General features: G+C 56.3%; 22 protein-coding genes. 13 read left to right on the forward strand and 9 right to left on the reverse strand.

Annotated elements, in window-relative coordinates:
- Positions 1 to 140: 140 nt before the first annotated feature.
- The 4 genes from pgeF to RMR16_RS09315 all read left to right on the forward strand — a co-directional run bounded on the left by pgeF (position 141) and on the right by RMR16_RS09315 (position 4,048).
- A complete protein-coding gene (gene pgeF, locus RMR16_RS09300) occupies positions 141 to 935 on the forward strand; it encodes a peptidoglycan editing factor PgeF (protein ID WP_320198503.1) in 795 nt (264 codons plus the stop codon).
- Between the two features lies 1 nt (position 936).
- Entirely contained in the window at positions 937 to 2,088 is a 1,152-nt protein-coding gene (locus tag RMR16_RS09305; RefSeq protein WP_320198502.1) for a M24 family metallopeptidase, read from the forward strand.
- Positions 2,089 to 2,173: 85 nt separating this feature from the next.
- On the forward strand, positions 2,174 to 2,872 hold the full coding sequence (locus RMR16_RS09310) for a hypothetical protein (RefSeq protein ID WP_320198501.1): 699 nt from the start codon (positions 2,174 to 2,176) through the stop codon (positions 2,870 to 2,872).
- Positions 2,873 to 3,115: 243 nt separating this feature from the next.
- A complete protein-coding gene (locus RMR16_RS09315; protein ID WP_320198500.1) occupies positions 3,116 to 4,048 on the forward strand; it encodes a ribose-phosphate pyrophosphokinase in 933 nt (310 codons plus the stop codon).
- A 197-nt stretch (positions 4,049 to 4,245) separates the two neighbouring features.
- Here the strand turns inward: RMR16_RS09315 and adh are convergent, their stop codons facing one another.
- The 3 genes from adh to RMR16_RS09330 all read right to left on the reverse strand — a co-directional run bounded on the left by adh (position 4,246) and on the right by RMR16_RS09330 (position 9,061).
- Positions 4,246 to 5,763, reverse strand: a complete 1,518-nt coding sequence (gene adh, locus RMR16_RS09320) for an aldehyde dehydrogenase (protein WP_320198499.1) — start codon at positions 5,761 to 5,763, stop codon at positions 4,246 to 4,248.
- Between the two features lie 157 nt (positions 5,764 to 5,920).
- Entirely contained in the window at positions 5,921 to 6,880 is a 960-nt protein-coding gene (locus tag RMR16_RS09325; RefSeq protein ID WP_320198498.1) for a helix-turn-helix domain-containing protein, read from the reverse strand.
- Positions 6,881 to 6,946: 66 nt separating this feature from the next.
- Positions 6,947 to 9,061: a putative bifunctional diguanylate cyclase/phosphodiesterase gene (locus tag RMR16_RS09330; protein ID WP_320198497.1), complete on the reverse strand. Its 2,115-nt coding sequence runs from the start codon at positions 9,059 to 9,061 to the stop codon at positions 6,947 to 6,949.
- Between the two features lie 305 nt (positions 9,062 to 9,366).
- Between RMR16_RS09330 and RMR16_RS09335 the strand changes: the two genes are divergently transcribed.
- The 8 genes from RMR16_RS09335 (at position 9,367) to RMR16_RS09370 (ending at position 17,327) form a co-directional block, all read left to right on the forward strand.
- Entirely contained in the window at positions 9,367 to 9,978 is a 612-nt protein-coding gene (locus RMR16_RS09335; protein WP_320198496.1) for a 50S ribosomal protein L25/general stress protein Ctc, read from the forward strand.
- Positions 9,979 to 10,301: 323 nt separating this feature from the next.
- Positions 10,302 to 12,692, forward strand: coding sequence for an EAL domain-containing protein (locus RMR16_RS09340; protein WP_320198495.1), 2,391 nt, complete (start codon positions 10,302 to 10,304; stop codon positions 12,690 to 12,692).
- Positions 12,693 to 12,736: 44 nt separating this feature from the next.
- Positions 12,737 to 13,432 (forward strand): substrate-binding periplasmic protein, encoded by a 696-nt coding sequence (locus tag RMR16_RS09345; RefSeq protein ID WP_320198494.1) that lies wholly within the window; start codon positions 12,737 to 12,739, stop codon positions 13,430 to 13,432.
- Positions 13,433 to 13,528: 96 nt separating this feature from the next.
- Positions 13,529 to 14,236, forward strand: a complete 708-nt coding sequence (gene pth, locus RMR16_RS09350; RefSeq protein WP_320198493.1) for an aminoacyl-tRNA hydrolase — start codon at positions 13,529 to 13,531, stop codon at positions 14,234 to 14,236.
- A gap of 119 nt (positions 14,237 to 14,355) precedes the next feature.
- Entirely contained in the window at positions 14,356 to 14,982 is a 627-nt protein-coding gene (locus RMR16_RS09355; protein ID WP_320198492.1) for an exopolysaccharide biosynthesis protein, read from the forward strand.
- 114 nt (positions 14,983 to 15,096) lie between these two features.
- Positions 15,097 to 16,200 carry a redox-regulated ATPase YchF gene (ychF, locus tag RMR16_RS09360; RefSeq protein WP_320198491.1) on the forward strand — a complete coding sequence of 368 codons (1,104 nt, stop codon included), beginning with the start codon at positions 15,097 to 15,099 and terminating at the stop codon, positions 16,198 to 16,200.
- A 204-nt stretch (positions 16,201 to 16,404) separates the two neighbouring features.
- On the forward strand, positions 16,405 to 16,863 hold the full coding sequence (locus tag RMR16_RS09365; RefSeq protein ID WP_320198490.1) for a MaoC family dehydratase: 459 nt from the start codon (positions 16,405 to 16,407) through the stop codon (positions 16,861 to 16,863).
- Positions 16,860 to 17,327 (forward strand): MaoC family dehydratase, encoded by a 468-nt coding sequence (locus RMR16_RS09370; protein ID WP_320198489.1) that lies wholly within the window; start codon positions 16,860 to 16,862, stop codon positions 17,325 to 17,327. The genes RMR16_RS09365 and RMR16_RS09370 overlap by 4 nt, the downstream gene beginning before the upstream one ends.
- A gap of 25 nt (positions 17,328 to 17,352) precedes the next feature.
- Here the strand turns inward: RMR16_RS09370 and RMR16_RS09375 are convergent, their stop codons facing one another.
- From RMR16_RS09375 to petA, 4 genes are all read right to left on the reverse strand, one after another.
- Positions 17,353 to 17,895, reverse strand: coding sequence for an adenine phosphoribosyltransferase (locus RMR16_RS09375; RefSeq protein ID WP_320198488.1), 543 nt, complete (start codon positions 17,893 to 17,895; stop codon positions 17,353 to 17,355).
- A 171-nt stretch (positions 17,896 to 18,066) separates the two neighbouring features.
- Positions 18,067 to 18,957, reverse strand: coding sequence for a cytochrome c1 (locus tag RMR16_RS09380; protein ID WP_320198487.1), 891 nt, complete (start codon positions 18,955 to 18,957; stop codon positions 18,067 to 18,069).
- A gap of 20 nt (positions 18,958 to 18,977) precedes the next feature.
- Positions 18,978 to 20,264 carry a cytochrome b gene (locus RMR16_RS09385; RefSeq protein ID WP_320198486.1) on the reverse strand — a complete coding sequence of 429 codons (1,287 nt, stop codon included), beginning with the start codon at positions 20,262 to 20,264 and terminating at the stop codon, positions 18,978 to 18,980.
- A 13-nt stretch (positions 20,265 to 20,277) separates the two neighbouring features.
- On the reverse strand, positions 20,278 to 20,781 hold the full coding sequence (petA, locus tag RMR16_RS09390; RefSeq protein ID WP_432354638.1) for a ubiquinol-cytochrome c reductase iron-sulfur subunit: 504 nt from the start codon (positions 20,779 to 20,781) through the stop codon (positions 20,278 to 20,280).
- Between the two features lie 383 nt (positions 20,782 to 21,164).
- On the opposite strand from petA, the gene RMR16_RS09395 reads away from it, so the two are divergent.
- Positions 21,165 to 22,100 carry an endonuclease/exonuclease/phosphatase family protein gene (locus RMR16_RS09395; RefSeq protein ID WP_320198484.1) on the forward strand — a complete coding sequence of 312 codons (936 nt, stop codon included), beginning with the start codon at positions 21,165 to 21,167 and terminating at the stop codon, positions 22,098 to 22,100.
- 3 nt (positions 22,101 to 22,103) lie between these two features.
- Here the strand turns inward: RMR16_RS09395 and RMR16_RS09400 are convergent, their stop codons facing one another.
- On the reverse strand, positions 22,104 to 23,963 hold the full coding sequence (locus tag RMR16_RS09400) for an ABC transporter ATP-binding protein (protein WP_320198483.1): 1,860 nt from the start codon (positions 23,961 to 23,963) through the stop codon (positions 22,104 to 22,106).
- An 87-nt stretch (positions 23,964 to 24,050) separates the two neighbouring features.
- Positions 24,051 to 25,907, reverse strand: a complete 1,857-nt coding sequence (locus RMR16_RS09405; protein ID WP_320198482.1) for an ABC transporter ATP-binding protein — start codon at positions 25,905 to 25,907, stop codon at positions 24,051 to 24,053.
- Positions 25,908 to 26,006: the final 99 nt, after the last annotated feature.

A 26,006-nucleotide genomic window follows, 5' to 3' on the forward strand; every position in this document is an offset into this window, starting at 1 on the left:
ACCCGGCTTGGGCCAACATCGCGCCAAATCGAAGCAGCACCAATCTGCCATCAGCATCCCCTGCGATGCGCTTCACCGGAAACACTCGCTCGCGAACATTCGTTTCAAAATCAGCGACATCGCCAAGGATTGATACCGTAATGCAGGACGAAACGCTGCCGCTTCCCATTCAAAGCCCACTGCTTTCCGCCTCCACCGGAGCCAAAATCCGTCACGGATTTTTCACCCGTCATGGCGGTGTCTCAGACGGCATTTATCGTGGCCTGAATGTCGGCTTGGGTTCGCAGGATGAGCGTGAGGCCGTGCTGGAAAACAGAAAACGTGTCGCAAACTGGTTCGATCTGCCCTTGGAAAAACTCGCCACCGTGCATCAAATGCACTCGCCCGACGTTGTGGTGATCGACAGCACCTATGACGGCGAAAGACCGGAGGCGGACGCCATGGTCACGGCAACACCCGGCATGGTCATCGGCGTACTGAGTGCCGATTGTGGGCCGATCCTGTTTGCCGATGCGCAGGCCGGTGTCGTCGGCGCTGCTCATGCGGGCTGGAAAGGCGCAGTTTATGGCGTTCTTGAAAATACCATCGACGCGATGATTGCCTTGGGTGCGACGCGTGCAAACATCGTCGCCACGCTCGGCCCCTCCATCTGCGGGGAAAATTACGAGGTCGGGCCTGAGCGTGTGGAAAGCCTCAAAGAGCTTAACCCTGCCCATGCCGCGTATTTCTCACCATCTCCCAATACGGGTCACGCCTTTTTCGACCTCAAACAATTGACCGTGGATCGTCTGATCGCCGCTGGCGTGAAGGCGGAAAATCTCGGCCTTTGCACCTATCCCGATGAGGATCGTTTCTATTCCTATCGCCGCACCACGCACCGCTGCGAGCCGGACTATGGGCGGCAGATTTCAGCAATAGCAATTCTGGAGAACTGATATGGCCTTGCACTTCGACGCCGCCGAATTCGAGGCACGACGCACCCGCCTGACCGAGAAGATGGCTGACGAGAAGCTGGATGCAATTTTGCTGTTTGCGCAGGAAAGCATGTACTGGCTGACCGGCTATGACACCTTCGGCTACTGCTTTTTCCAGACGCTGATCGTCAAAGCCGATGGCACCATGACGCTTCTGACCCGCTCTGCGGATTTGCGCCAAGCACGCCAGACCTCCAACATCGAAAACATCGTGATCTGGGTCGACCGCCTCAACGCCGACCCGACGCTGGACCTGAAAAACCTGCTGAGCGAAATGGACCTTCTCGGTTGCCGCATCGGCATCGAGTTCGATACCCACGGCATGACGGGCCGTGTTGCGCGCCTGCTCGACAATCAATTGGCCGGTTTCGGCCAGATCACCGATGCATCCAGCATTGTCAGCGGGCTGCGCCTCGTCAAAAGCCCGGCCGAAGTGGCCTATGCCAGACGCGCTGGCGAACTGGCGGATGACGCACTGGATGCGGCGCTGAAAATCGTCGCGCCCGGCGCAGATGAGGCGGATATTCTGGCCGCCATGCAGGGTGCCGTGTTCGCGGGTGGTGGAGATTATCCCGCCAACGAATTCATCATCGGTTCCGGACCGGATGCGCTTCTTTGCCGCTACAAGGCAGGACGCCGCAAACTGGACGCGAAGGATCAGTTGACGCTGGAATGGGCTGGCGTCAGCGCCCATTATCACGCGGCCATGATGCGAACCATCGTCATCGGCGAGCCGGAGTTTCGGCACAAGGAGCTTTACAACGCCTGCGCGGAAAACATCCGCGCCATTGAAGAGGTCTTGCGCCCCGGCAACACGTTCGGCGATGTCTTCGATGTGCACTCTCGTATCATGGACGAGCGCGGCCTGACGCGTCACCGTCTCAATGCCTGCGGTTATTCGCTCGGCGCACGCTTTTCGCCCTCATGGATGGAGCACCAGATGTTCTATGCGGGCAACACGCAGGAAATCCTGCCCAACATGACGCTTTTCGTGCACATGATCATCATGGACAGCGATGCAGGCGTGGCCATGACGTTAGGCCAGACCTACCTCATCACGGAAGGTGCGCCTGAATCCCTCTCCCGCCACAGCCTCGATATGCTGACCGTATAATCGCGATTTGACTCTGATCGAAATCGAGCCGTACATTGCCGCCGTCAAAGGGAGCGGCGGGGCACATCATGAAGGGACATATGGCATGAGCAGACTTGCGGCGGTCATCGCAATCCCCTGCCTTGCCTTTGTTTTATCGGCCTGCAACACCACGGATGCGCTGACACCGCAGGTCAATGTGGGGCACAACACCACGCAATCCACACCTGTTACGCAGGGTGATCTGGACCAGATGGCGGCGGCGGCGGATCGCTCGCCCAATGGCGCACCTTCGCGGGTTCCGGCCTATGCACCGCAAAACACGCTTCAGGCACAAGCGCAGGCCATGTCGGGTGGCGCGCAATACGGACAGCCCGTGTCCCAGCAACAGGCGGCATCGGTGCAACAGCAGACAGCAGCCCTGCCCGCAAGCACCGCGTCTGGAACCATTCGCTTCCTTCCCATCATCGGCGCGCCCGTTCAGGCCGTGACGCCGCTGTCACGCCAACTGGGTGCGGAAGCGCGGGCGAAAGGTCTCACCATTCGTCCTTCGACGGACACGACCGCAGAAAACATCCTGAAAGGATATCTCTCGGCCTTTGCAGACAGTGGCAATGTCACTGTTGTTTATGTGTGGGATGTGCTGGATGCCAACGGCGCCCGCCTTCACCGCTTGCAGGGGCAGGAAACCGTGGCAGGTCGTGGCAGCGATCCATGGGCATCGGTCACGGACGCCACGATGCAGAAAATAGCGGCAAAAACGCTCACCGATTACCAGTCCTGGAAGCAGGCGCAGCGTGGATAATGCCCGCCAGACCATGTGGATAACCTCTCAACTCCTGCGAAGTCACAAAGTTTTCACGAAAATTAAGGGTAACACCTTCTGGCCTCTTGCATTCACGGGCAACACCGCTATTAAGGCGCCCATGGCAAAACGGCATGTCCGGCACCCCTTTGGGCCGGGTATTCCTTCCCGTTGAACGACGCACAGACCAAAAAGAACGTCTCTTTCGGGTCTCAAGCGATGGCATGGAAACAGGCGGCAACAATGAAGGTTTTCGCAGGCAATTCGAACCGGCATCTGGCCGAAGCGATCTGCAAGTATCTGAATGTCCCTCTCGGAATTGCCACTGTAAAGCGGTTTGCGGACCAGGAAATCTTCGTTGAAATCGGCGAAAATGTCCGCGGCGAGGACATCTTCATCGTTCAGCCAACGTCATTTCCGGCCAATGACCATCTGATGGAATTGCTGATCATGATCGACGCCATGCGTCGTTCTTCGGCAAGGCGCATCACGGCGGTTCTTCCCTATTTCGGTTATGCCCGTCAGGACCGCAAGGCCGGCCCCCGCACTCCGATTTCCGCAAAACTCGTCGCCAATCTCATTACCGAAGCCGGTGCAGACCGCGTTCTGACACTGGACCTGCATGCCGGTCAGATTCAGGGCTTCTTCGATATTCCGACCGATACCCTCATCGCGATGCCAATTCTGGCGCGTGACGTGAAAGAACATTACGACCTGAAAAACCTGATGGTCGTTTCACCCGATGTCGGCGGCGTCGTCCGCGCCCGTGCTCTTGCCAAGCGTCTGGACTGTCTCCTGGCCATCGTTGACAAGCGCCGCGATCGTCCCGGCGAGTCTGAAGTCATGAACATCATCGGCGATGTGACCGGCAAGGATTGTATCCTTGTCGATGATATCGTCGATTCCGGCGGCACGCTTTGCAACGCAGCAGAAGCCCTGCTCAAGAACGGCGCAACCAGCGTTACGGCCTATATCACCCATGGTGTTCTTTCCGGCGGTGCCGTTGCCCGTGTGGCCTCATCCAAGCTGCGCGAACTGGTCATCACCGACAGCATTCAGCCGACGACCGCCGTGCAATCCGCCCACAATATCCGCGTCGTCACCACGGCCGCCCTGCTCGGCGAGGCCATCAACCGCACGGCGATGGAAAAATCGGTCTCCGGTCTCTTCGACTGACGCGATGTCTCATTCCACAACAATGAAAAAGCCGGGGCAAAAGCTCCGGCTTTTTTGTTTGATCGTTCACGGACCGGACTCCCGGAAGCCCCTCACGGGCTTCCGGGAGTTCACCGATGGCCAAAGCCACCGGCTCCGGGGAGGATTGTCGATTGATCGTAGAGCGTTTCCGTTTTTCGTCGAAGCGCGGAAATGCTCTAGAAGAAACCAAGCTTGTTGGGGCTGTAGGACACAAGCAGGTTCTTCGTCTGCTGATAGTGATCCAGCATCATCTTGTGCGTTTCGCGACCGATACCGGACTGTTTGTAACCGCCAAACGCCGCACCAGCCGGATAGGCATGGTAGCAATTGGTCCAGACGCGACCGGCTTCGATGCCGCGCCCTGCCCGGTAAGCGAGGTTCGTATCGCGGCTCCAGACGCCTGCTCCCAGACCGTAAACGGTGTCATTGGCAATTTCGATGGCCTCTTCCACCGTCTTGAAGGTGGTGACAGACACGACCGGCCCGAAGATTTCCTCCTGGAAGACACGCATCTTGTTGTTGCCTTCGAACACCGTTGGCTGAATGTAGAAGCCGTCTTTGAGGTTGCCGGAAAGTGATTTCTTGTCGCCGCCGGTCAGCACTTTCGCGCCTTCCTTTTTGCCGATCTCCAGATAGCTCATGATCTTGTCGAACTGCTCTTGCGAAGCCTGTGCGCCGATCATGGTCGAGGAATTGAGCGGGTCGTCCTGGCTGATCGCCTCCACCCGCTTGATGGCCTTTTCCATGAACCGGTCGTAGATCGATTCATGCACCAGCGCACGGGATGGGCATGTGCAAACTTCGCCCTGATTGAGCGCAAACATCGCAAAGCCTTCAAGCGCTTTATCGAGGAAAGCATCGTCTTCGTTCATCACATCCGCAAAGAAGATGTTGGGCGATTTGCCACCCAGTTCCAGCGTGATGTTGGTGACGTTATCGGCAGCATACCGCATGATTTCCTTGCCGACCGAGGTGGAGCCGGTAAAGGCAATCTTGGCGATGCGGTTGCTCTGGGCCAGCGGCTTGCCAGCTTCGATACCGAGGCCATTGACGATGTTGACGACACCCGGTGGCAGCAAATCTTCGATCAGCTCCATCACCAGAAGAATGGATGCAGGCGTCTGCTCGGCAGGTTTCAGCACCACGCAGTTGCCGGCAGCAAGCGCTGGCGCCAGCTTCCATGTGGCCATCAGAATCGGGAAGTTCCATGGAATGATCTGGCCGACGACGCCCAGTGGCTCGTGGAAGTGATAGGCGACCGTATCATTGTCGATCTGGCCGATTGACCCTTCCTGCGCACGAATGCAGCCCGCGAAATAGCGGAAGTGGTCGATGGCAAGTGGAATGTCGGCATTGGTGGTCTCACGCAGCGGCTTGCCGTTATCCCATGTTTCGGCCCGCGCAATGAGTTCAAGGTTGTCTTCAATGCGCTGCGCGATTTTCAGGAGAATATTGGAGCGCTCTGTCGCGCTGGTCTGGCCCCACGCGGCACGCGCCTTGTGCGCGGCGTCCAATGCCAGTTCGATATCGCCAGCGTCGGAACGCGGCACTTCGCAAATCTTGTGTCCTGTCACGGGCGACAGGTTATCCATATAGCGACCGGACTTCGGCTCCACCCATTTGCCGCCGATATAGTTGCCGTATTTCAGCTTGAACGGCGCTTCGCCGGCCTTCTGTTGGACCTGAATATTCATGGATTCATCCTCCCTGATGAAATGCGATCCGTTTCTGATCGCGTGACAGGAAGGTGGGCGCACACAGTGCTAATTCATAGATGTGAGGCTTGATACCGCACTGCACAGTGTTTCATATCTGCGACAGCGCAACCTTTGAATGCGAAAAACGCCGTTTCTAGTGTACTGCCAGCTTCTTCATCTTGCGGTGAAGCGTTGCGCGGCTGATACCGAGCAGAGACGCGGCCTGCGTGATGTTGCCGTTGGAACGGGACAGAACCCGCCTGAGGGCGGCTCTTTCCGCATCCGCTAGGTCTGCACCCTTTTCATGCCGCTCCTCGCGCAGCGCATCCGAGGCAGGAATGCCGAGCGCCAGTCGCGCATCATCCAGCCGCAACGCCACTCTGGCAGCCCGTGTTGCGCCCAGAATAATATCGTCCTGATCGACAGCCAACAGCGAAAGCGCCGTGGAATTGCCGGATGGCAGCATCAATATGCGCGCACCGAGGAAAGCCCGACGAAACAGATTGCCCTCGATACGTTGTGCTGCATCACGCACCGCCTGTGTCAAAACGGAGAACGTCAATTCATTGACGTCATCCCGGCAGGTTGAAATGTCCAGCGCGCCGGTAACATGGCCGCGATGATCGCGAATGGGCGCGGTGGTGCAGCACAGGCTGATATTGGACGAGAAAAAATGCTGGTCGCGATAGATGGTCACGGAGCGCTCATCCGCAAGCGCGGTGCCTATTCCGTTTGTCCCGACACTCGCTTCGCTCCACACGGCACCGGACCATAGGCCCAACTGCCGGAAATCCTCATCGTCGGTGGCGGCACCACGCCGGTCGAGCGCCACACCATCGGCATCCGTCAACAGAAGGCAGCACCCGGCTTTTCCGACGCTCAGAAAAATGCGGTCCAGCTCATCCGCGCTTTCGGCGATCAGGCCCGCAGAAATCTCCCGCGCCCTGCGAAACTCCGCATCGCCCAGAAAAATCGGCTTGCTGCTCTTTTCCGGCGCAAGGTGATGCATCGTCATGCATCGGCGCCACGATGCGATGATCGGCGAACTTGCAGCGGCAGAAGGCTGGCTGGCGCTCTGATAGACGTGATCCGCATGAGCTGTGTCTATAGACATATGCTCCTCCCAATTTTTCGGGATGGTGCGCCGGAAGCGTCAATCTTTCAATGAAAAAAAGCGTTATTACGCAGCAACCGCTTTTGGAGCGACGACGCTGGCCGATAACAGTTCTTCAAGTCGGGTCGTGTCGAGCGCGGGAATCTCGCCGTTCTCGGACACGAAGTTCACGATGGCATCGATGGTTGCCGCGGGTCCTGGACGTCCATAATAGTAGCCCTGAACATGCTGGCAGCCTTCACGACGCAAAAACTCCACATGCGCCTGCGTTTCCACACCCTCAGCCAGAACAGGAATGTTCAGACTGCTGGCGAGAATAAGCGTGGACCGGACGATGGCCTGAGACTGAAGGTTGGAGGCAAGACCTTCCACAAAACCGCGGTCGATCTTGATCTTGTCGAACGGAAAGCTTTGCAATGTGGACAGCGAGGAGTAGCCCGTACCGTAATCATCCATGGCAATACGGACGCCCAGCGCCTTGAGCCTGCGGATCGTGACCAATGCGTGGCGATGGTCGGCAATGATGCCGCTTTCGGTCATTTCAAGCTCCAGCCGCTTTGGCTCCAGCCCGCTTTCCAGAAGAATTCGCTCGACCTTGTGGACAAAGTCGGAATCGGAGAGTTGCAGCGGCGCCACGTTGACGGCGATGCTGAACGGGTTTTTCCAGCGAACCGCCTGCAAGCAGGCTTCGCGCAGGACCCACTCGCCCATTTCGATGATGAACCCGGTCTGCTCAGCAATGGGAATGAATTCGGCAGGCGAAATCATGCCGCGCTCAGGGTGGTTCCATCGCAACAACACTTCAAAACCGACGATTTCGGCGGTTGCCGTGTCGTTCTGTTGCTGGAAATAAAGCTCAAAGGCACCACTGGAAAGGCCGGACCGCATACTGACCGCAAGCGCGCTGCGCACGCGGGAGGCCTCATCCATGGATTTATCGTAGAAACATACCGTGCCGCTGACTTCACTCTTGGCGCGGTACATGGCCACATCCGCCTGGGAAATCAGCGTGTCGATATTCTTCATACCGGAGTGGCCAACCGAAATGCCGATGCTGGCGCCGACGGACAGAATGGTTTCTTTCCAGTCGATTGGCTTGACCACCTCGGCCCGCAGGCGATTGGCAAATTCAAGACCGTCGGCTTTTGCGTAATAACGATGCAGCACGGCCACGAACTCGTCGCCGCCCACACGTGCCACAAATTCGCCCGGCTGAAGAACAGAACTCATGCGATCCGCCAGCGTACGCAAAACGGCATCACCCGCCGCGTGGCCATGGACATCATTGATTTCTTTAAAGCGGTCGAGGTCGAAAGACAAAAGTGCAATGCGCGCCGAGCTATCGGCGCTGCGCTTCAACAGGTGGTGCAGATGCTCCTGAAAGGCTGCACGGTTGGGAATACCCGTCAGCGCATCGTGCAGCGACAGATGGCGATACCGCGCAACCGCCTGCAAGCTGGATTCCGAATCGATGACATAGGTTGAAAGTCCGAAGGCCAGAAGAACGAAGGTTATGATGACGGCGCTGCTGCCCATGAGGGTGGGCGAAAGAAGCGATGGCGGAATCACCAATGCCGGATCGAACGACAGCGAAAACGCGGCCATGGCGGTGTAGTGGGTGGAAGCAATGGCGAGCACCAGAAATGTCGTACCGCTATATTTGCAGAACCAGTTTACGGGCCGCACGATGCGGTTGGTCGCAATAACGCCGAACACGGCGCCGAGCACCATTGATGAAACTACAAAGACCGGATCCCAGACCAGAGTGCCCTGAACGACATAGGCTGCCATGCCGGTATAATGCATGCAGGCGATGCCCAGGCCGACGACCAATCCACCGGCTTCAGCAAGAGCGCTCTGTCCGCCATAGGTGGAAATCGCAAAACCAGCCATTGTCGCAGCCACGGAGATGATGAAGGAAAGGCCCGTCAGTCCGGGTAAAAAGCCAACAGAACCAGCAGCCTCGTAACCAAGCATGGCCACGAAATGGGTTGTCCAGATGGTGGTGCCGCCGATCATCCCGGCCAGAAACAGCCAGTTAACCCGCTGAATCCTGACCGATTGACGTGCTCTGGCAAAGAGACGCATGGTGAGGAAACTACCCAGCACGCAAATGGTCACTGCGGTCAGCGTGTAGCGAATGTCGTGGTCTACGGCCAGGCAAGTCAGAATCTGATACATTCACATCACGCATCTGTTGAATTGTTACAGAGCATAATGGTCATCTCGTTTGCATACCGTTTAACGACATAGATAAGAAAAAATTAAAAACGACGCCCTAGGTTCAATTATTTTCGGTATAAAACCGCAGATGAGACGGCAGACAGGCGCCGCTCTTGCCTTTATTCCCTTCTTGTACTATAGCGCCCGCATCCGTGCAGACACCCTTGGAGGCAACGCGGACGAGATGGCTTTCAAAGGCTTTCTCCAGTTCGATCCGGCATGCCGGAACGGGCTCTCCAGACAAACTTTAAAAGGATTATGCCATGAGCAAAGAATCTTATGAGCTCAAGGCCGAAACGCGCGAACGAGTTGGTAAGGGGTCCTCTCGTGAACTTCGCCGTAACGGTTTGATTCCTGCTGTCATCTATGGTGACAAGCAAGCCCCGGTTTCTATCGCAATTTCGACCAATGAAGTCACCAAGCGCGTTCAGGCCGGTGGTTTCATGACAACGATCGCAACGATCGATGTCGACGGCAAGAAGTACCAGGTTCTGCCGAAGGACTACCAGCGCGACCCGGTCCGCGACTTCATGGTACACGTAGACTTCCTGCGCGTCTCTGCAAAGTCGTTGGTTACGGTTGAAATTCCGGTCCACTTCATCAACGAAGACAAGTCCGGCATCAAGAAGGGTGGCGTTCTCAACATCGTTCGCCACACTGTCGAAGCCCAGGTTCCTGCAAACGACATTCCCGAGTTCATCACCGTTGATCTCGACGGCGTTAACGTGGGCGACAGCATCCACATTTCGAATGTAAAGCTGCCGAAGAACGTTGCTCCAGTCATCGCAGACCGCGACTTCACCATCGCAACGATCGTTCCACCGACTGTACCAGTCGCGGAAGACGCTGCTGAAGAAGAAGCTGCTTCTGAATAATATATGCGGCGCTGAGGCGCTGTGTCTATTTTGATAAAAATGCCCCGTGTCTTATGACACGGGGCATTTTCTTTTACGCCTTCGCTTACGGTCACAAGGGTTGGAAAACCGCTTGCTGTCCTACGTCTTCAGTAACGATTAATCATTCCCGGCAACGATAAGTCAAAACTTTAGGTTTAGGGATTGCTGATTAGCACGTTAGGGACCACGCATCGGCCCCACTAAAATTATGGATACCGTGGTGATTTAGAGCGGGACTTTTTATCGCGCAGGCAGGGAAACTGCGCGACGAAGGTTAGGGCAAAGGGCGGCAGTAAGAGCATATGACCCATTCTGTAGAAAGTCGCTTTATCGCGATCGTTTCAGGTGCGCTGCTGGCTTTGGTCGCACCACTTTTCACAATTTTGCTGATGCTCTCCCACCACGAATCGATTGCAACCCAAAAAGACCGTCTCGAAATATTGCTCGTCGCCAACTCGCAGGCACTGGGTCGCCCGCTGTGGGATCTCGATGATGACAGCATCAACCAGATCACCGGCACGCTGGTCGCAGACCCTGCGATCTACATGGTCAAGGTCCGTGATACGTTTGGTCAGCTGGACGTTACACAGACGACTGGCTCTGACGTTTCCGACGACACATCATCGATCACCCGCGACATCATATACAAGAACCTCGATGGCGAGACGAAGGTTGGAACCATCACAGTATTTTTTCAGAATCTCGGATTGTTCACGTCGCTCAGTCGCATCGAGCTTGCATTCATTTCGATTTTCACGCTGGCAATCCTCACCATTTTCGGCGCGGCCATCATCGGCAACCGCCTGATGATTATGAAGCCGTTGCTGCGGCTGACAGCCGCCATCGAGGCGACGCGCCGCCTTGGTTCACGCCACCATGTCGACTGGCGCTCCAGCGACGAAATGGGCCGTTTGGCGAAAAGCTTCAATGAAATGCAGATCCAGCTGGAGCGCGAAGAACAGGAAATCAAAAAGGCGCATCAGCGCACCACGGAGATTTACAACAGAACACCGGCCATGCTGTTCTCGCTCGACCCCGCAGACCGCGTCGCCGCCGTCAGCGATTATTGGGTGGAGGCAACAGGCTACCAGCGCAACCAGGTTCTTGGTCACAGCTTTGCCGATCTGATCTTTTCCGAAGACCGCGTCCGCTTCGTCTTGCGCAAACACAATGAAGCCACGACAAACGGCATGGCCGGAAGCGCCGAATTGACGATCCGGTTCCAGTGTAGCGACGGACGCCTGATGGACGTGCTGATATCCGAAAAAGCATTGAGCGTCGAAGATGGCCACCACCGCTCCGAGGGTTTGAGCGTGATGACCGATGTGACCGAATTGCGCCGGTCCGAACAGCGCAATCGCGTACAGGCTATTTCCGACCACCTGACAGGCCTGTTCAACCGTCAGGGTTTCGAATCCATTCTGGACGAGAAAATCCTTGAAGCGGATGAGAACGGCACTGAACTCGCCTGCCTGTTCATCGACCTCGACCGCTTCAAGATCATCAACGACAATCTGGGCCATGCAGCAGGGGATGCCGTTCTCAAAGAATTCGTTGAACGGCTGAAATCGATGCTCACGCCTCTGGACAGTGCCTCGCGTCTGGGCGGCGATGAGTTCGCCATTCTGCTGGCTGGACCCATGACGGAGAGCCGCGCAACACGCGTTTGCGATGAAATCTGCGCTATCTTCGATACGCCTTTCGATGCCCTCGGGAACAGTGTTCGTCTCAGCGCCAGCATTGGTCTGGCGCTCTACCCCACCCACGCCAAGACGGCGTCCGAGCTTTTGCAGAACTCCGATATGGCTATGTACAGCAGAAAGCGTGCTGGCAAAAACGGCGCGCAGATGTTCGATCCTGCCATCATGAACAAGGCACGGGAACGGGCAGAAATCGAACAGGATATCGAGCAGGCCCTGGACGAAAACTGGCTGGAGGCCCATTTCCAGCCGATCCAGAAGCTTGCGACTGGCGAAACGGTGGGTTTCGAAGCCCTGATGCGCCTCAACCATCCCCGCAAGGGCATTCTTTCGCCAGCGGCCATCATCAACGTTGCGGAAGAGAACGGCACAATCGGACGCATCGGCAACGTTATTCTGGAGCACTCGATCCGCAATCTCGCAAAAGTCTCGCAATTGCCGGGGCTGGAGAGCGCTTATGTGGCTGTCAATTTCTCCGCCATGCAGTTCGAACCCGGCCTGCCCACGCGGATTGCCGGTCTGCTTTATCGTCACAACATCGTGCCGGGCCGTCTGGTCGTGGAAATCACCGAAGCGGTGCTGATGCATGACGATCCGCAAATTCGCGCCGTTTTGAATGCGATCCGCCAATTGGGTTGCCGTATCGCGCTGGATGATTTTGGCACGGGCTATTCATCGCTGAGCTATCTCAATCGCTTCCCGGTCGATATCGTCAAAATCGACCAGTCCTTTACCCACTCCATCCGCGACGACGTGACAGAAATCAGTCATAGAAGCCGTATGCTTGTGGAAGGCATCAGCGCCATCTCCCACAAGATGAACTGCGTGGTGATTGCCGAGGGCATTGAAACCGCAGAACAGGAAGCCATGCTGAAAGAAATGGGCGTCGATTGCGGACAGGGTTACCTGTTTGCCAGACCACAGGCAGTCAGCACGCTCATGGCCGCTTTCCAGCAGCAGAACAACCAGATCACAGCGAAAGTCGGGACATAATCTTATCAGGGGAATAAAGCTCTATGTGGCGCACTGTTTTATTCATGGTGACATTATTCACAGCACCACCCGTGTGCGCCGAGACCCTTTACATCTCGACCGAGGACTATCCGCCCTATAATCTTCGCGGTGCCGATGGAAAGCCAACCGGCGTTTATCTCGACCAGTTGAAAATCATCTTTGAGCGTACTGGCATCAACTACGAAACCACCATCTTGCCCTGGGCAAGAGCGTTGGCGCTTGCAGAGACCAAGCCGATGCATTGCGTTGTTGCTGCGGCCCGGACCCATCAACGCGAAAAGCTGTTCAAATGGGTGTCGCCCATCCACACGGACAGAAACGTCCTCGTTGCTCTCAAAGACGCGCAGCTGACCGTCGATAATCTGGAAGATGCCAAGCAGTACACCGTTGGAACGCAGAGAAACGATTACACCGAGACGCTTTTGGAAACCCTGAAATTTTCCCGCATTGACCTTAGTGCCGATTTTGACAAGACACTGGCAAAGCTCGTGGCCGGTCGCATCGATATGATGCCAATGTCGGAAAGCGCGCTCAACAATCTGCCGAAAGGTCAGTTTTCCGAGGTCATCGTGCTGGCCCATCAAAGCCTTGGAATGGCCTGCAACAAAAGCGTACCCGACGACCTCATCAAAAAAATGCAAGATGTACTTGATGACATCATTGCTGACGGCACCCAGCGCAGCATCTACGAAAAACACGGCCTCATCGTGCGCCCATAGCCGCTACGCGGCCTTTCAACCGACAAAAAAAGTTGACACCCGCCTGTTTTTTCGGTGGTGAAGGGAAACTTTGAACCGAACCGAGTGGAATGATCGATGATTATCATTGCAGGCCTTGGCAATCCCGGCACGCAATATGCCAATAACCGGCACAATATCGGCTTTATGGCTGTCGATGCGCTGCAACGTCTGCCCTCTTTCTCGCCGTGGTCAAAGAAGTTCAAATCCGAGATTTCCGAAGGTGAGATCGCGGGAGAAAAAGTGCTGCTGATAAAGCCGTTGACCTTCATGAACCTTTCTGGTGAATCGGTCGGCGAAGCCATGCGTTTCTACAAGCTGGCACCCGCCGACATCATTGCCATTCACGATGAGCTGGATCTCGTCGCAGGCCGCGCGCGTATCAAGATCGGCGGCGGACATGGTGGCCACAATGGCCTCAAATCCATCGACGCCCATTGTGGCAAAGACTATCGCCGCCTGCGTCTTGGCATCGGCCATCCGGGAGACAAGGACCGCGTGCACGGCCATGTGCTGGGCGATTTCGCCAAGTCCGACAAGGTGTGGCTGGAACCTCTGATCGATGCGATTGCGGACAATGCCGCCATGCTGGTGAAGGGCGAGGATTCCCAACTCATGAACAAGCTGGCGCTGGCCGTGGGTGTGAAGTCGGAAGAAAAAAAGGCCGCCAAACCCGCCGCCCAGTCCCACATCCATCAGGCACGCAATTCCGCGCAGCCGCAGAAACTGCCGGAAACCGGACCAATGGCAGACATGCTCAAGAGAATGTTTGGCAAGAAAGACTGAGATTGCATTCACGCCCACGGCGATAGCTTGAAACTTTGCGTGGCATACCCATTTCACGCTTATGAAAAAGCCAGACGCTCTTCGCCAATCCATGTCTTCGCAGTCGGACAGTCCTGCGCATGACTGACACTGCGCAGCATCAAACCATGGCGTCGCTTCTGAAACAGCTGCCGGATGGCTTGCCCGAAAAGATCACGCTGGAAGGCTTGTTGGAGAAGCTGGGCGATCAGGCGATTGCCTTCGTGCTTCTGGTTTTCGCAATCCCCGCCATCATTCCAACCCCCGGCATTCCGGCGGGCATGATCTTCGGCACAGCACTTGCCATTCTGTCGCTCCAGATTATTTTCGGATCGCGAAAGCTCGTCCTCCCCGGCTTTCTGGGTCGCCTTTCCGTATCTCGATCCATCATTGAACTGACGGCGGAAAAGGCAGCACCCCGTCTGGCAAAGCTGGAGGCCTTGTTGCGACCCCGTGGGCATGTTCTGGCCGAACATGTCAGCCCTGCCGCCATCGGTGTCGTGATTTTTCTCATGGCCGTTCTCATCGCCCTGCCCATTCCGTTCGGCAATATGCTGCCCGGCCTCTCGGTGCTGGCGATAGCACTTGGGCTTGCGCAGCGGGATGATGTTGCCGTGCTGATAGGTCTTCTCCTCGCCATTCTGTCCGTCGCGTTCAGCGGTGCGGTCCTTTACGGTGGCTGGTCATTGATATCAGCCTGGTTTGGCGGCAATGAAATCGCTCTCTAACCCGTCTGATTGCGGGAATCCTCATGGTTTCCCGCAACAAGACTTGACCTTGCCCTGCCCTTTCCGCAAAAGGCTCGGTTAACAGAGTTATTAAGATAGAGACAGGTTCAAGCCATGGGCTTTAAATGCGGTATCGTCGGTCTGCCCAATGTCGGCAAATCCACCCTCTTCAACGCGCTGACGAAAACGGCGGCGGCACAGGCGGCGAACTATCCGTTCTGCACCATTGAGCCGAACACCGGCGAAGTGGCCGTGCCGGATGCGCGTATGCAGACACTGGCCGGCATCGCGGGTTCCAAGGAAATCATCCCCACCCGCATTTCCTTCGTGGACATTGCCGGTCTGGTGCGTGGCGCTTCCAAGGGTGAAGGTCTGGGCAACAAGTTCCTCGCCAACATCCGCGAAGTCGATGCCGTGGTGCATGTTCTGCGCTGCTTCGAGGACGACGATATCACCCACGTCGAAGGCCGTATCAACCCGGTTGGCGATGCCGAGACGATTGAAACCGAGCTGATGCTCGCCGATCTGGAAAGCCTTGAGCGCCGCGTCGAGCAGACACGCAAGCGCGCTTCTTCCAAGGACAAGGATTCACTGGCGCAACTGCCCGTCATGGAGGCGGTCATCAAGCTGCTGAACGAGGGCAAGCCTGCACGCCTGCTGCTGAAGACGCTGGCTGCCGACGAAATCGAAGTCCTGAAGAGCCTGAACCTTCTGACCTCCCACCCGGTTCTGTACGTCTGCAACGTCGCTGAATCGGACGCCGTGGACGGCAACGAGCATACCAAGGCCGTGGCCGACATGGCAAAGGAACAGGGCGCAGAATGCGTCATCATTTCCGCCGCCATCGAATCCGAAGTCGCACAGCTTCCCGAAGAGGAATCCAAGGAATTCCTTTCCGCCCTTGGTCTGCAAGAAGCCGGTCTCGACCGCCTGATCCGCGCCGGTTACCACCTGCTGGACCTCATCACCTACTTCACCGTTGGCCCCAAGGAAACACGCGCATGGACCATCGTGCGCGGCACCAAGGCTCCCGGCGCTGCGGGCGTCATCCACACGGATTTCGAACGCGGCTTCATCCGCGCCTTCACCATTGCCTATGACGACTACGTCAACTTCAAGGGCGAAGTCGGCGCCAAGGAAGCTGGCAAGGGACGCGACGAAGGCAAGGAATATGTCGTCAACGACGGCGACGTGATCCACTTCCGCTTCAACACCTAAGGCATTTCTCGCAAAAGTGTGTCGCGGTTTTGCGATAAAGACATGCTTTAAAACACACAGTTCCGAAAAGGCCCGCGCTCAACTCGCAGGCCTTTTCATTTTCAGATCACGAATTTTCGTCGTCTCATCAATAATTTTACCTTTACGTAAAAGGCAGACTTGCGTTACCTTCGCCTCGCGTCCAAGCGGAAGAGGAGTTCGCCAGTGACATATGCTTTTGAGGATTTTACGCCCGGACGAAGCTTTCCGCTCGGCCCGAAAACGGTTACGGCGGCAGAAATCATCGAGTTCGCAATGGAATTCGATCCACAGCCCATGCATCTGTCTGAAGAGGCTGGAAAAGCCAGCATCCTCGGTGGCCTTGCCGCATCTGGCTGGCACACCTGCGGCATGTTGATGCGGATGACGGTGGACAGCTACATCAACAATTCCCCCTCGCAAGCGGGCCTTGGTGTTGATTTCGTGGAATGGAAAAAACCCGTTCTGGCAGGCGATACACTCAGCGGAACCTCAACCGTGCTCGAACAGCGGGTCTCCAAATCGCGGCCCGGTCTGGGTGTCATCAAGCTGCGGCATGAGTTGCAGAACCAGCATGGCGAAACCGTCTGCGTGGCCGAATTGAACGCCATGCTGGCGACCGCGACGGAAAAGGTGGCGTCATGAAATTCATCGAACTTTATCCGGCTGGGTTAAAACTGGAACTCGGCACAGTGCATTTCTCGGCAGAATCCATCATTCGCTACGCAGAGAAATTCGATCCCCAACCTTTTCACCTGGACGCGGAGGCGGCGAAAAACTCGGTTTTCGAAGGGCTTTGCGCATCCGGCTGGCAAACCAGCGCATCATGGATGAAATGTTTTCTGAGCTACTGGAGCAAGGAAATAGGACGCCTAAAATCAGAGGGTATAGAGCCACCCAAACTCGGCCCCTCGCCCGGCTTCCGCGACCTCAAATGGCTTCGTCCGGTCTATGCCGGAGACGATGTTACCTATTACGCCACCATGATTGCAGCAAGGCCGCTCGCGTCCCGCCCCGGCTTGCGCATGAACACAACGTTGAATGAAGGTGTCAACCAGCACGGTAAACCGGTCGTCACCTTCGAAAGCAATGTATTGGAATTCGAGTAGCGCTAAACAGGGTGCGCAACACGCCTTAGTGCCCGGAGAACTCCACGAGCGTCCGCACATCCACACCGAGGTCTTCCAGTTTCTTGCGCCCGCCCAAATCCGGCAGATCGATGACGAAGCAGGCAGATACGATTTCGGCGCCCATCTGGCGGAGCAGTTTTACGGCACCTTCCGCGGTGCCACCGGTTGCGATCAGGTCATCGACCAGAATAACTTTCTCGCCGGGCTGTACCGCATCCACATGCATCTCCATCTCGTCGACGCCATATTCGAGGCTGTAGGCAACGCGCACGGTGGTGTGCGGCAGTTTGCCCTTTTTGCGGATCGGCACGAAACCGGCAGAAAGCTGATGCGCCACGGCGCCGCCAAGGATGAAGCCGCGGGCTTCTATGCCCGCAATCTTGTCGATTTTCATGCCCGCATAGGGCTGCACCAACTCGTCAATCGCACGGCGGAAAGCACGCGGATTGCCAAGCAGGGTGGTGATATCACGAAAGATGATTCCCGGCTTCGGATAATCGGGAATGGAGCGAATGGCGGCAGTAAGCTCCGAAGCGATAACGGTCATGGTATTTCCGATATGTTTGGTAGGGATGAAATGTCAGGAGACCTTATCAATTTGGTTGCGGCAGACCAACCCAAAAAGTCGCCGTATCGATGATGTCTTATCTGCCAAGAATCAAAAAGCCCTCGCGGATAAACCGAGAGGGCTGATGTTGGTACGCAACAATTGAACCAATCAGTGTTCTTTTCGAGCGTATACGGATTTCTTCGTTAGATAGATCAGTGCTGTGAAGATCAACAGAAACACGATAACCATGAAGCCAGTGCGCTTGCGCTCCTCCAGATGTGGCTCTGCGGCCCACATGAGAAATGCGGAAACGTCCTGCGAATACTGATCCAGCGTCTGCGGTGTGCCGTCATCATAGGTGATCTGATCGGCGCTGATAGGCGGCGCCATTTTCAAGGCGGTCGCGCTGCCGAAATACGGATTGAAGTGCGTTCCTTCCGCAACCTCGACACCGGCTGGCGCGTCCTGATAACCGGTCAGAAGGGCGTGGATATAATCCGGCCCACCTTCCTGATATCCACCAATGATCGGGATCATATCGATGATGAACTGCGGAAATCCACGTTCGATGCCGCGTGCCTTCGCCAGAAGCGACATGTCCGGAGGTGCAGCACCGCCGTTTGATGCCGCCGCGGCTTCCTTGTTTGGATAAGGCGACGGGAAGTGATCGGATGGAACAGCCTTGCGCGAATACATCTCGCCATCGGCATTCGGGCCATCCTGCACTTCGTATTCAGCAGCAAAGGCCTTCACCTGGGCATCCGAATACCCCAGACCTTCCAGCGTACGGAAGGAGACCAGGCTCATGGCATGACAGGCGGAACAGACTTCCTTGTAGATTTTCAGACCACGCTGAAGCTGGCCCTTATCGTATTTTCCGAAAGGACCGGCAAACGACCACTTCTCTTCCTGTGGTTTTAAAACCGGAAAGTGGCCGCCAGCAATGGCGTGCTCGGTCTTGGCAGCCAGATCGTCATGGCCCTCGCCCGCGGCAAAAGCTGCGGACCCGAAAGCACTCAGCGTAGCGATGAGCGCGATGCTCGTTACAAGCTTTCTCATTGTCATCGTCCTTCTCGCGCTCATATCTTGACCGCAGCCGCAGGTGCGGCAGCCGTCTTGGCATTCTGCTTTTCCAGAACAGCCTCGGTGATGGAGTTCGGAATACGCCTTGGCGTTTCGAACAGGCCGAGAAGCGGCATGATGATGAGGAAGAAGCCGAAGTAATACACGGTTCCAAGCTGCGACAGCGCGACGTAAAGGCCTTCCGCCGGGCGGGAACCGAGCCAGCCGAGCATGATGGAGTTTACGACGAAGACGCCGAAGAACATCTTGTACCATGGGCGATAGACAGCCGAGCGAACCTTGGACGTGTCCAGCCAAGGCAGGAAGAACAGCACGACGATCGCGCCAAACATCACCAGAACGCCACCGAGCTTGGAATCGATCGGGCCGACATTGAAGGTGATGGCGCGCAGCATGGCGTAGAATGGCAGGAAGTACCACTCAGGCACGATATGCGCCGGTGTCTTCAGCGGGTCCGCCATGATGTAGTTGTCGGGGTGACCAAGGAAGTTCGGCATGTAGAAGACGAAATATGCATAGAACAGCAGGAAGACGGAAACGCCCAGCGCATCCTTCAACGTGGCATACGGCGTGAACGGAACGGTGTCCGTCTTGCTTTTCACTTCAACGCCGGTCGGGTTGGTCTGACCTGTGACGTGCAGCGCCCAGACGTGCAGGATAACGACACCGACAATCATGAACGGCAGCAGGTAGTGCAGCGCAAAGAAGCGGTTCAGGGTCGGCTGGTCGACGGCAAAACCGCCGAGCAGGAACTGCTGAATCCACTCGCCAACGCCGGGGAAAGCCGTGAAGAAGCCGGTGATAACCGTCGCGCCCCAGAAGGACATCTGGCCCCAGGGCAGAACGTAACCCATGAAGCCCGTTGCCATCATCAGAAGGAAGATGACACAGCCGAGAATCCAGAGGATTTCGCGAGGAGCCTTGTAGGAACCGTAGTAGAGGCCGCGAGCAATGTGCAGGTAAACCGCGATGAAGAAGAACGAGGCACCGTTGGCGTGCATGTAACGCAACAGCCAGCCATGGTTCACGTCACGCATGATCTTTTCAACGGAGTTGAAAGCGACCGTGGTTTCGGAAGCGTAATGCATGGCCAGCACAACGCCGGTCAAAATCTGCACGATCAGCATCACCGAAAGCATTGCGCCGAAGGTGTAGGCGTAGTTCAGATTGCGCGGAACCGGGTAGGCTATGAAGCTATCATAGATCATCCGCGGCAGCGGAAGGCGCGAATCGACCCATCTTTCGATACCGGTCGAGGGCTGGTAACTGGAATGACCACTCATTTCAAATGTCCCCTTATCCGATTTTGATCACGGTATCGGATGTGAATGCGAAGGTCGGAATATGCAGGTTTTCCGGCGCCGGACCTTTGCGAATGCGGCCCGCCGTATCGTAGTGCGAGCCATGGCAGGGACAGAACCACCCGCCGAAATCGCCGGCTTGACCCAGCGGAACACAACCAAGATGCGTGCAGGAACCGATCATGACGATCCAGTTTTCCTTGCCAGCGCCTGCGGAACGGTCAACGTCTGTGGCCTGCGCTTCGGGCGCAAGGTTGGCGTTGCGCGCAACCTGATCTTTCAGCTCTGCCAGTTTGACGGCATTTGCTTCATCGATCTCTTTCTGGGTGCGGTTACGAATGAAGATTGGCTTACCACGCCATTTCACCGTCAACGACATGCCCGGCTCAACACTCGCCACATTCACCTCGATAGAGGCCAGCGCCAGAGTGGATGCATCTGGACGCATCTGATCAATGAATGGCCAGGCAACGGCAGCAGCGCCGACAGCGCCCGCCATACCGGTTACAAGATAAAGAAAATCGCGACGGGTGGGTTCACCCGATGCGTCATGGTCATTTACGTGCTCGCTCACCGCTACACCATCCTCTGCGCTGATTTTGTTGAAAGTCGCATGAGTCCTCCAGCTATGTTTTGATCCAAGACAAACTCCGTCCCCAAAGTCTCGGTCATTGCGCGACGATTAAATTCGCACCTACTCTGCTTGATCGCAAAATATGCCAGACCTTGGCAAGAGGAAAGCACACAAAGCTGCCGTAATTCTGCCTTCTAAGCCAATTTTTCGGTCCCTTTTCCCGCTCTGCTGTCCATCCTGCAACATTGTGCGGGAAGATCACGCATGATAATCAGAATCAGGGAGAGCCATAAGGCAGGATTTCGGTATTGAAAGCACGGCTTACCTGCATTGCGTCGTTTGCGCTCGCCCTTGCGCTTTTCGTTATAAGTATCCGATATACCGTTGATTTCTGGCTGTTGGCTTTCGTCAACAGTTTCCAGCTACATATCGCCGTACTGGCCGCGGTCACCGCATTTCTGTGCCTCATCGTCCTGCGCTCGCGCATCTTCATCCTGCTTTTGGTGTGGTCGCTCGCACTCAGTGGGCACGCACTTTATATGCACAGGGAATTCGTGACGGACGCCATCGCCGCGCCACAAGCGACGCCATTTCGCCTCCTGTCCTTCAATGTGCTGATGCAAAATCGCGCGAATGCCGAATCAATCACTGACGCAATTTTGGCGTCGAATGCCGATGCGGTTTACGTCATGGAGGCCGCGGCACTGACCACCGCCCTGCCCCGTCTTCAGCAAACCTACCCCTACTGGATTGGCTGCGGGCAAGGCACGCAATCCTGCGACCTGCTGATGATGGCAAAACGCCCGCTCGAGGACGCCCGAATCGGCAGTCTGAGCTATGTCAGCCGCGACAGGTTCGCCATGGCAGCGGTCGATGTGGACGGCGTGAAACTCACGCTTGCCGCAGCGCATCTGACCAAACCCTATTTTGACGAATACCACCGCAACGAGTTGTATCGAATCAGGTCTGCGCTGTCCTCCGTGACAGGCTCTCTGATTCTTGGCGGTGATTTCAACTCCGCCAGCATTGCGCCGGATATGCGGGATTTTCTGAATGATACGGATTTGAAAAAGGGACCGTGGGAACCTGCGACATGGCCGATACAGGCTGGTCAGTTCGGCATTGCCATCGATCATATCTTCGCAAGGAAGCCTGCGACCTTGATGGCGTTGGAGCGCCTGCCGCAAGATCTTGGTTCAAACCATTACGGGCTAGTCGCGGATTTCATGATTGCGGCACCGTAGGCTTCAAGCCTCGGCGGCAAGAAAACCACCGGATTGCCGTTCCCAGAGTTCTGAATAAAGCCCGCCGCTGGCAACAAGCTGCGCATGGGTGCCTTGTTCAACAATGCGCCCGGCATCCATGATAATCAGCCGGTCGAGGGCTGCAATGGTGGAGAGCCGATGGGCGATGGCAAGCACGGTTTTGCCATGCATCAACTCATCGAGATTGCTCTGGATCGCCGCTTCGACTTCCGAATCCAGCGCAGACGTCGCCTCATCCAGAACGAGAATAGGCGCATCTTTCAGCATCACGCGGGCAATGGCAATGCGCTGGCGCTGGCCACCGGACAGCTTCACGCCGCGCTCACCCACATGCGCGTCCAGCCCCTTGCGCCCGCGCTGGTCTTCCAGCTTCGAGATAAAATCATCCGCCTTGGCACGGCGTATGGCTTCCAACAGTTGATCCTCATCGGCATCCATGCGCCCGAACATGATGTTATCGCGAATGGAGCGGTGCAGCAGCGACGTATCCTGCGTGACCATGCCAATATGGGCGCGCAGGGTCTCTTGACTGACCTTGGCGATATCCTGCCCGTCGATCAGAATGCGGCCTTTCTCGACATCATAGAAACGCAGCAGCAGATTGACGAATGTGGATTTGCCCGCACCCGATCTGCCGACAATGCCAACCTTTTCACCCGGCTTTATGTCGATGCTCAGATGATCGATGACCCCTTTGCCGCGCCCATAATGAAAGCTGACATTCTCGAAACGAATACCGGGCTTGACGACAGATAGAGCCGTCGCACCGGGCACATCCACGAGGTTGATCGGCTGCGATATCAAGTCCGCAGCGTTCTGAACCGTGCCGAAATTGCGCATGATGCCGTTGAACTGCGTCATCAGCCGTCCAAGCAGAAAATTCAGCCGCAACACCAGCGCCAGCGTGAAGGCGACCGCGCCCGAACTGATCTTGCCGGAAAGCCAAAGATCGATGCAGAGCGCCGCCATCGAGGTGATCATGATGCCAGACAGCAAAGCCATGGATGCGCGCACGCCGGTGATGAAGCGCGTGAAGGTCAGCGTCGTGTTCTGAAACGTATCAAAGCCTTGGCGCATATAGCGGTCATTGGCGTCATCACGCCCGAAAAGCCGCAACGTCTGAATATTGCTGTAGGCATCGACCATGCGGCCTGACAGCATGGAGGCGGCTTCGGCGGTTTCCCTGGAATGAAAACGAATGCGTGGCACGAAATAACGCGCCAGCATGGAAAAGATGCCCACCCACAGCAAGACGACGACCGCCAGGCGCCAGTCCAGACCGCCGATCAAAAACAGCATCGAAACAGAATAGATGCCGACGAACCAGACGCTTTCCATTAGCGATGTGACGAGATCACCCGCAGCCTGCCCGCCCGACCAGACCTTGGTGACGATTCGTCCGGAAAAATCATTCTGAAAAAAGGTCAGCGATTGCCGTGCAACATGCATATAGGATTGCCAGCGCACGAGGTTATAAAACCCCGGCGTAATGATCTGCTGATCCACCAGCGCCGTCAGCATGGCAACGATGAACCGCACCACGGCGATCAGAAACAACATGCCGATCAGTTCATAGCCGTGACCAGCAATCAACCCTGCCCAGCCCTCACCGGGTTTGACCGTGGCCAGAATATCCACCAACCGCCCCACGAACCAGAACAGCGCGGCCTCGATTGCTGCCGTCATGCCGCCCAGAATGAGCATGGCAAAGAAGGGCGCTTTGGCTTGCCGGAGATAGAACCAGATAAAAGCAAAGGTATCTTGCGGCGGCCTCAGATCGTCCTTGCGGGCGAAGGGCTGTATCCAGGTCTCGAAATAGCGAAAAATACGAGTGATTGCCATGATTTCGGTATAAGCGGATTCCGACCGACGGCAAAGCCGGGGATAGATTATATTTTGGTAATGAGCGCCAAGAAAAAGGGCGGGAGACTACTCCCCCGCCGCTTTCATTTCAGGTTCTTCATCGGCGATGAAACCGCCGGATTGCCTCAGCCAGAGGTCGGCATAAATCCCGCCCTGCTCCGCCAGTTCGGCATGGGTACCCGCCTCCACGATCTGCCCCTTATCGAGAATGATCAGCCGATCCATCTCGGTCAGGGTTGAAAGACGGTGCGCAATCGCAATCACGGTTTTGCCTTCCATCAACGCAAACAGGTTTTCCTGAATGGCCGCTTCCACTTCGGAATCCAGTGCCGACGTTGCCTCATCCAGAATAAGGATCGGCGCGTTTTTCAGGAACACGCGGGCAATGGCGATACGCTGCCGCTGACCACCGGACAGCTTCACGCCGCGTTCCCCCACCTGCGCATCCAGACCCTGACGGCCATGCAGATCCACCAGCGTATCGATGAACTCCCAGGCATTGGCCCGTTTCGCCGCCGCGACGATTTCCTCGTCTGTGGCACCCGGATGACCGTAAGCAATATTGTCGCGAATGGAGCGATGCAGCAACGACGTATCCTGCGTCACGACACCGATCAGCGACCGCAAGCTGTCCTGAGACACCTTGGCGATATCCTGCCCATCGATGGTGATCTTGCCTGCTTCCAGATCATAAAAGCGCAACAGCAGGTTCATCAGCGTGGTTTTGCCCGCACCTGAACGCCCAACAAGACCGACCTTTTCACCCGGCTTGATATGGAGTGACAGACCATCGATCACACCCTTGCTCTTGCCGTAATGGAAGCGAATATCCTCAAAACGGATTTCACCCTTGGGGGCAATGAGCGCAGGCGCGTTCGCCACATCGAGAATATCATGCGGCTTGGTCATCATGTTCATGCCATCATACACCGTGCCGATATTCTCAAACAGCGAGGTGACTTCCCACATGATCCACTGCGACATGCCGTTGACGCGCATGGAAAGACCGATGGCAACGGCGACGGCACCCACCGTCACCGATCCCGTCAGCCAGAAATAAAGACCGAGTGTGGCTGTGGAGAACATCACCACAGCGTTGTTGATATCGATAGCGATATTGAACGCGGTGATCTTGCGCATCTGACCGTGCACGGTGTCAAGGAACATGCCCATGCCCTCACGCGCATAGACTTCCTCCCGGCCCGCGTGGGAAAACAGCTTGATCGTGGCGATGTTGGTGTAACTATCCACGATGCGGCCCGTCATCAAAGAGCGCGCATCCGCCTGCAAACTGGCGTATTTCCCCAGCTTCGGCACGAAATAGGTCAAAATCCCGATATAGATGCTGAGCCACGCGACAAGCGGAATAACCAGCCGCCAATCTGCCGCCGCCACCAGAAACAGCATCGAACCCACGAAGGTGATCGCGTAAACGAAAACATCGATGATCTTCAGCGCCACTTCACGAATGGAAAGTGCCGTTTGCATCACCTTTGCAGACACGCGGCCCGCAAACTCATTGGCAAAAAAGTTCATGGAATGGCGCAGCAGAAACCGGTGCATCTGCCAGCGGGCAATCATGCCAAAGTTTCCAGCCAGCGTCTGGTGCATGGTCAGCGTGTGGATGGAACCCATCAACGGCAGCGCCACAAGAATGATGACTGCCATGACGAGAAGATGCAAACCTTCGTCCTGAAGGAAGGTCTCCTTGTTGGCCGTCGACAGCCAGTCCACGATATTGCCAAGGAATTGATAAAGCATCACTTCCGCAATCGCGATACCCATGGACATCAGGCCAAGCAGCAGCAGCCACGGCGCTGCCGGGCGCGTGTAATGCCACATGAAAGGCAGCAGCTTTGTCGGCGGCACAATGGGTGTCGACGTGGGAAATGGATCAAGACGTTTTTCAAACCAGCCGAACATTGGCTAAGCTCCGGACATTATACCCCGTAAGAACGGCGCAGCGGGAAGAAAGCTCCCACGGCCACAACGGGAAAACACATGGAATATGGCCGTAACAGC

Origin of the sequence: Agrobacterium sp. rho-13.3 (assembly GCF_033957765.2) — a bacterium.
In the GTDB taxonomy this organism is placed as follows: Bacteria; Pseudomonadota; Alphaproteobacteria; order Rhizobiales; family Rhizobiaceae; genus Agrobacterium.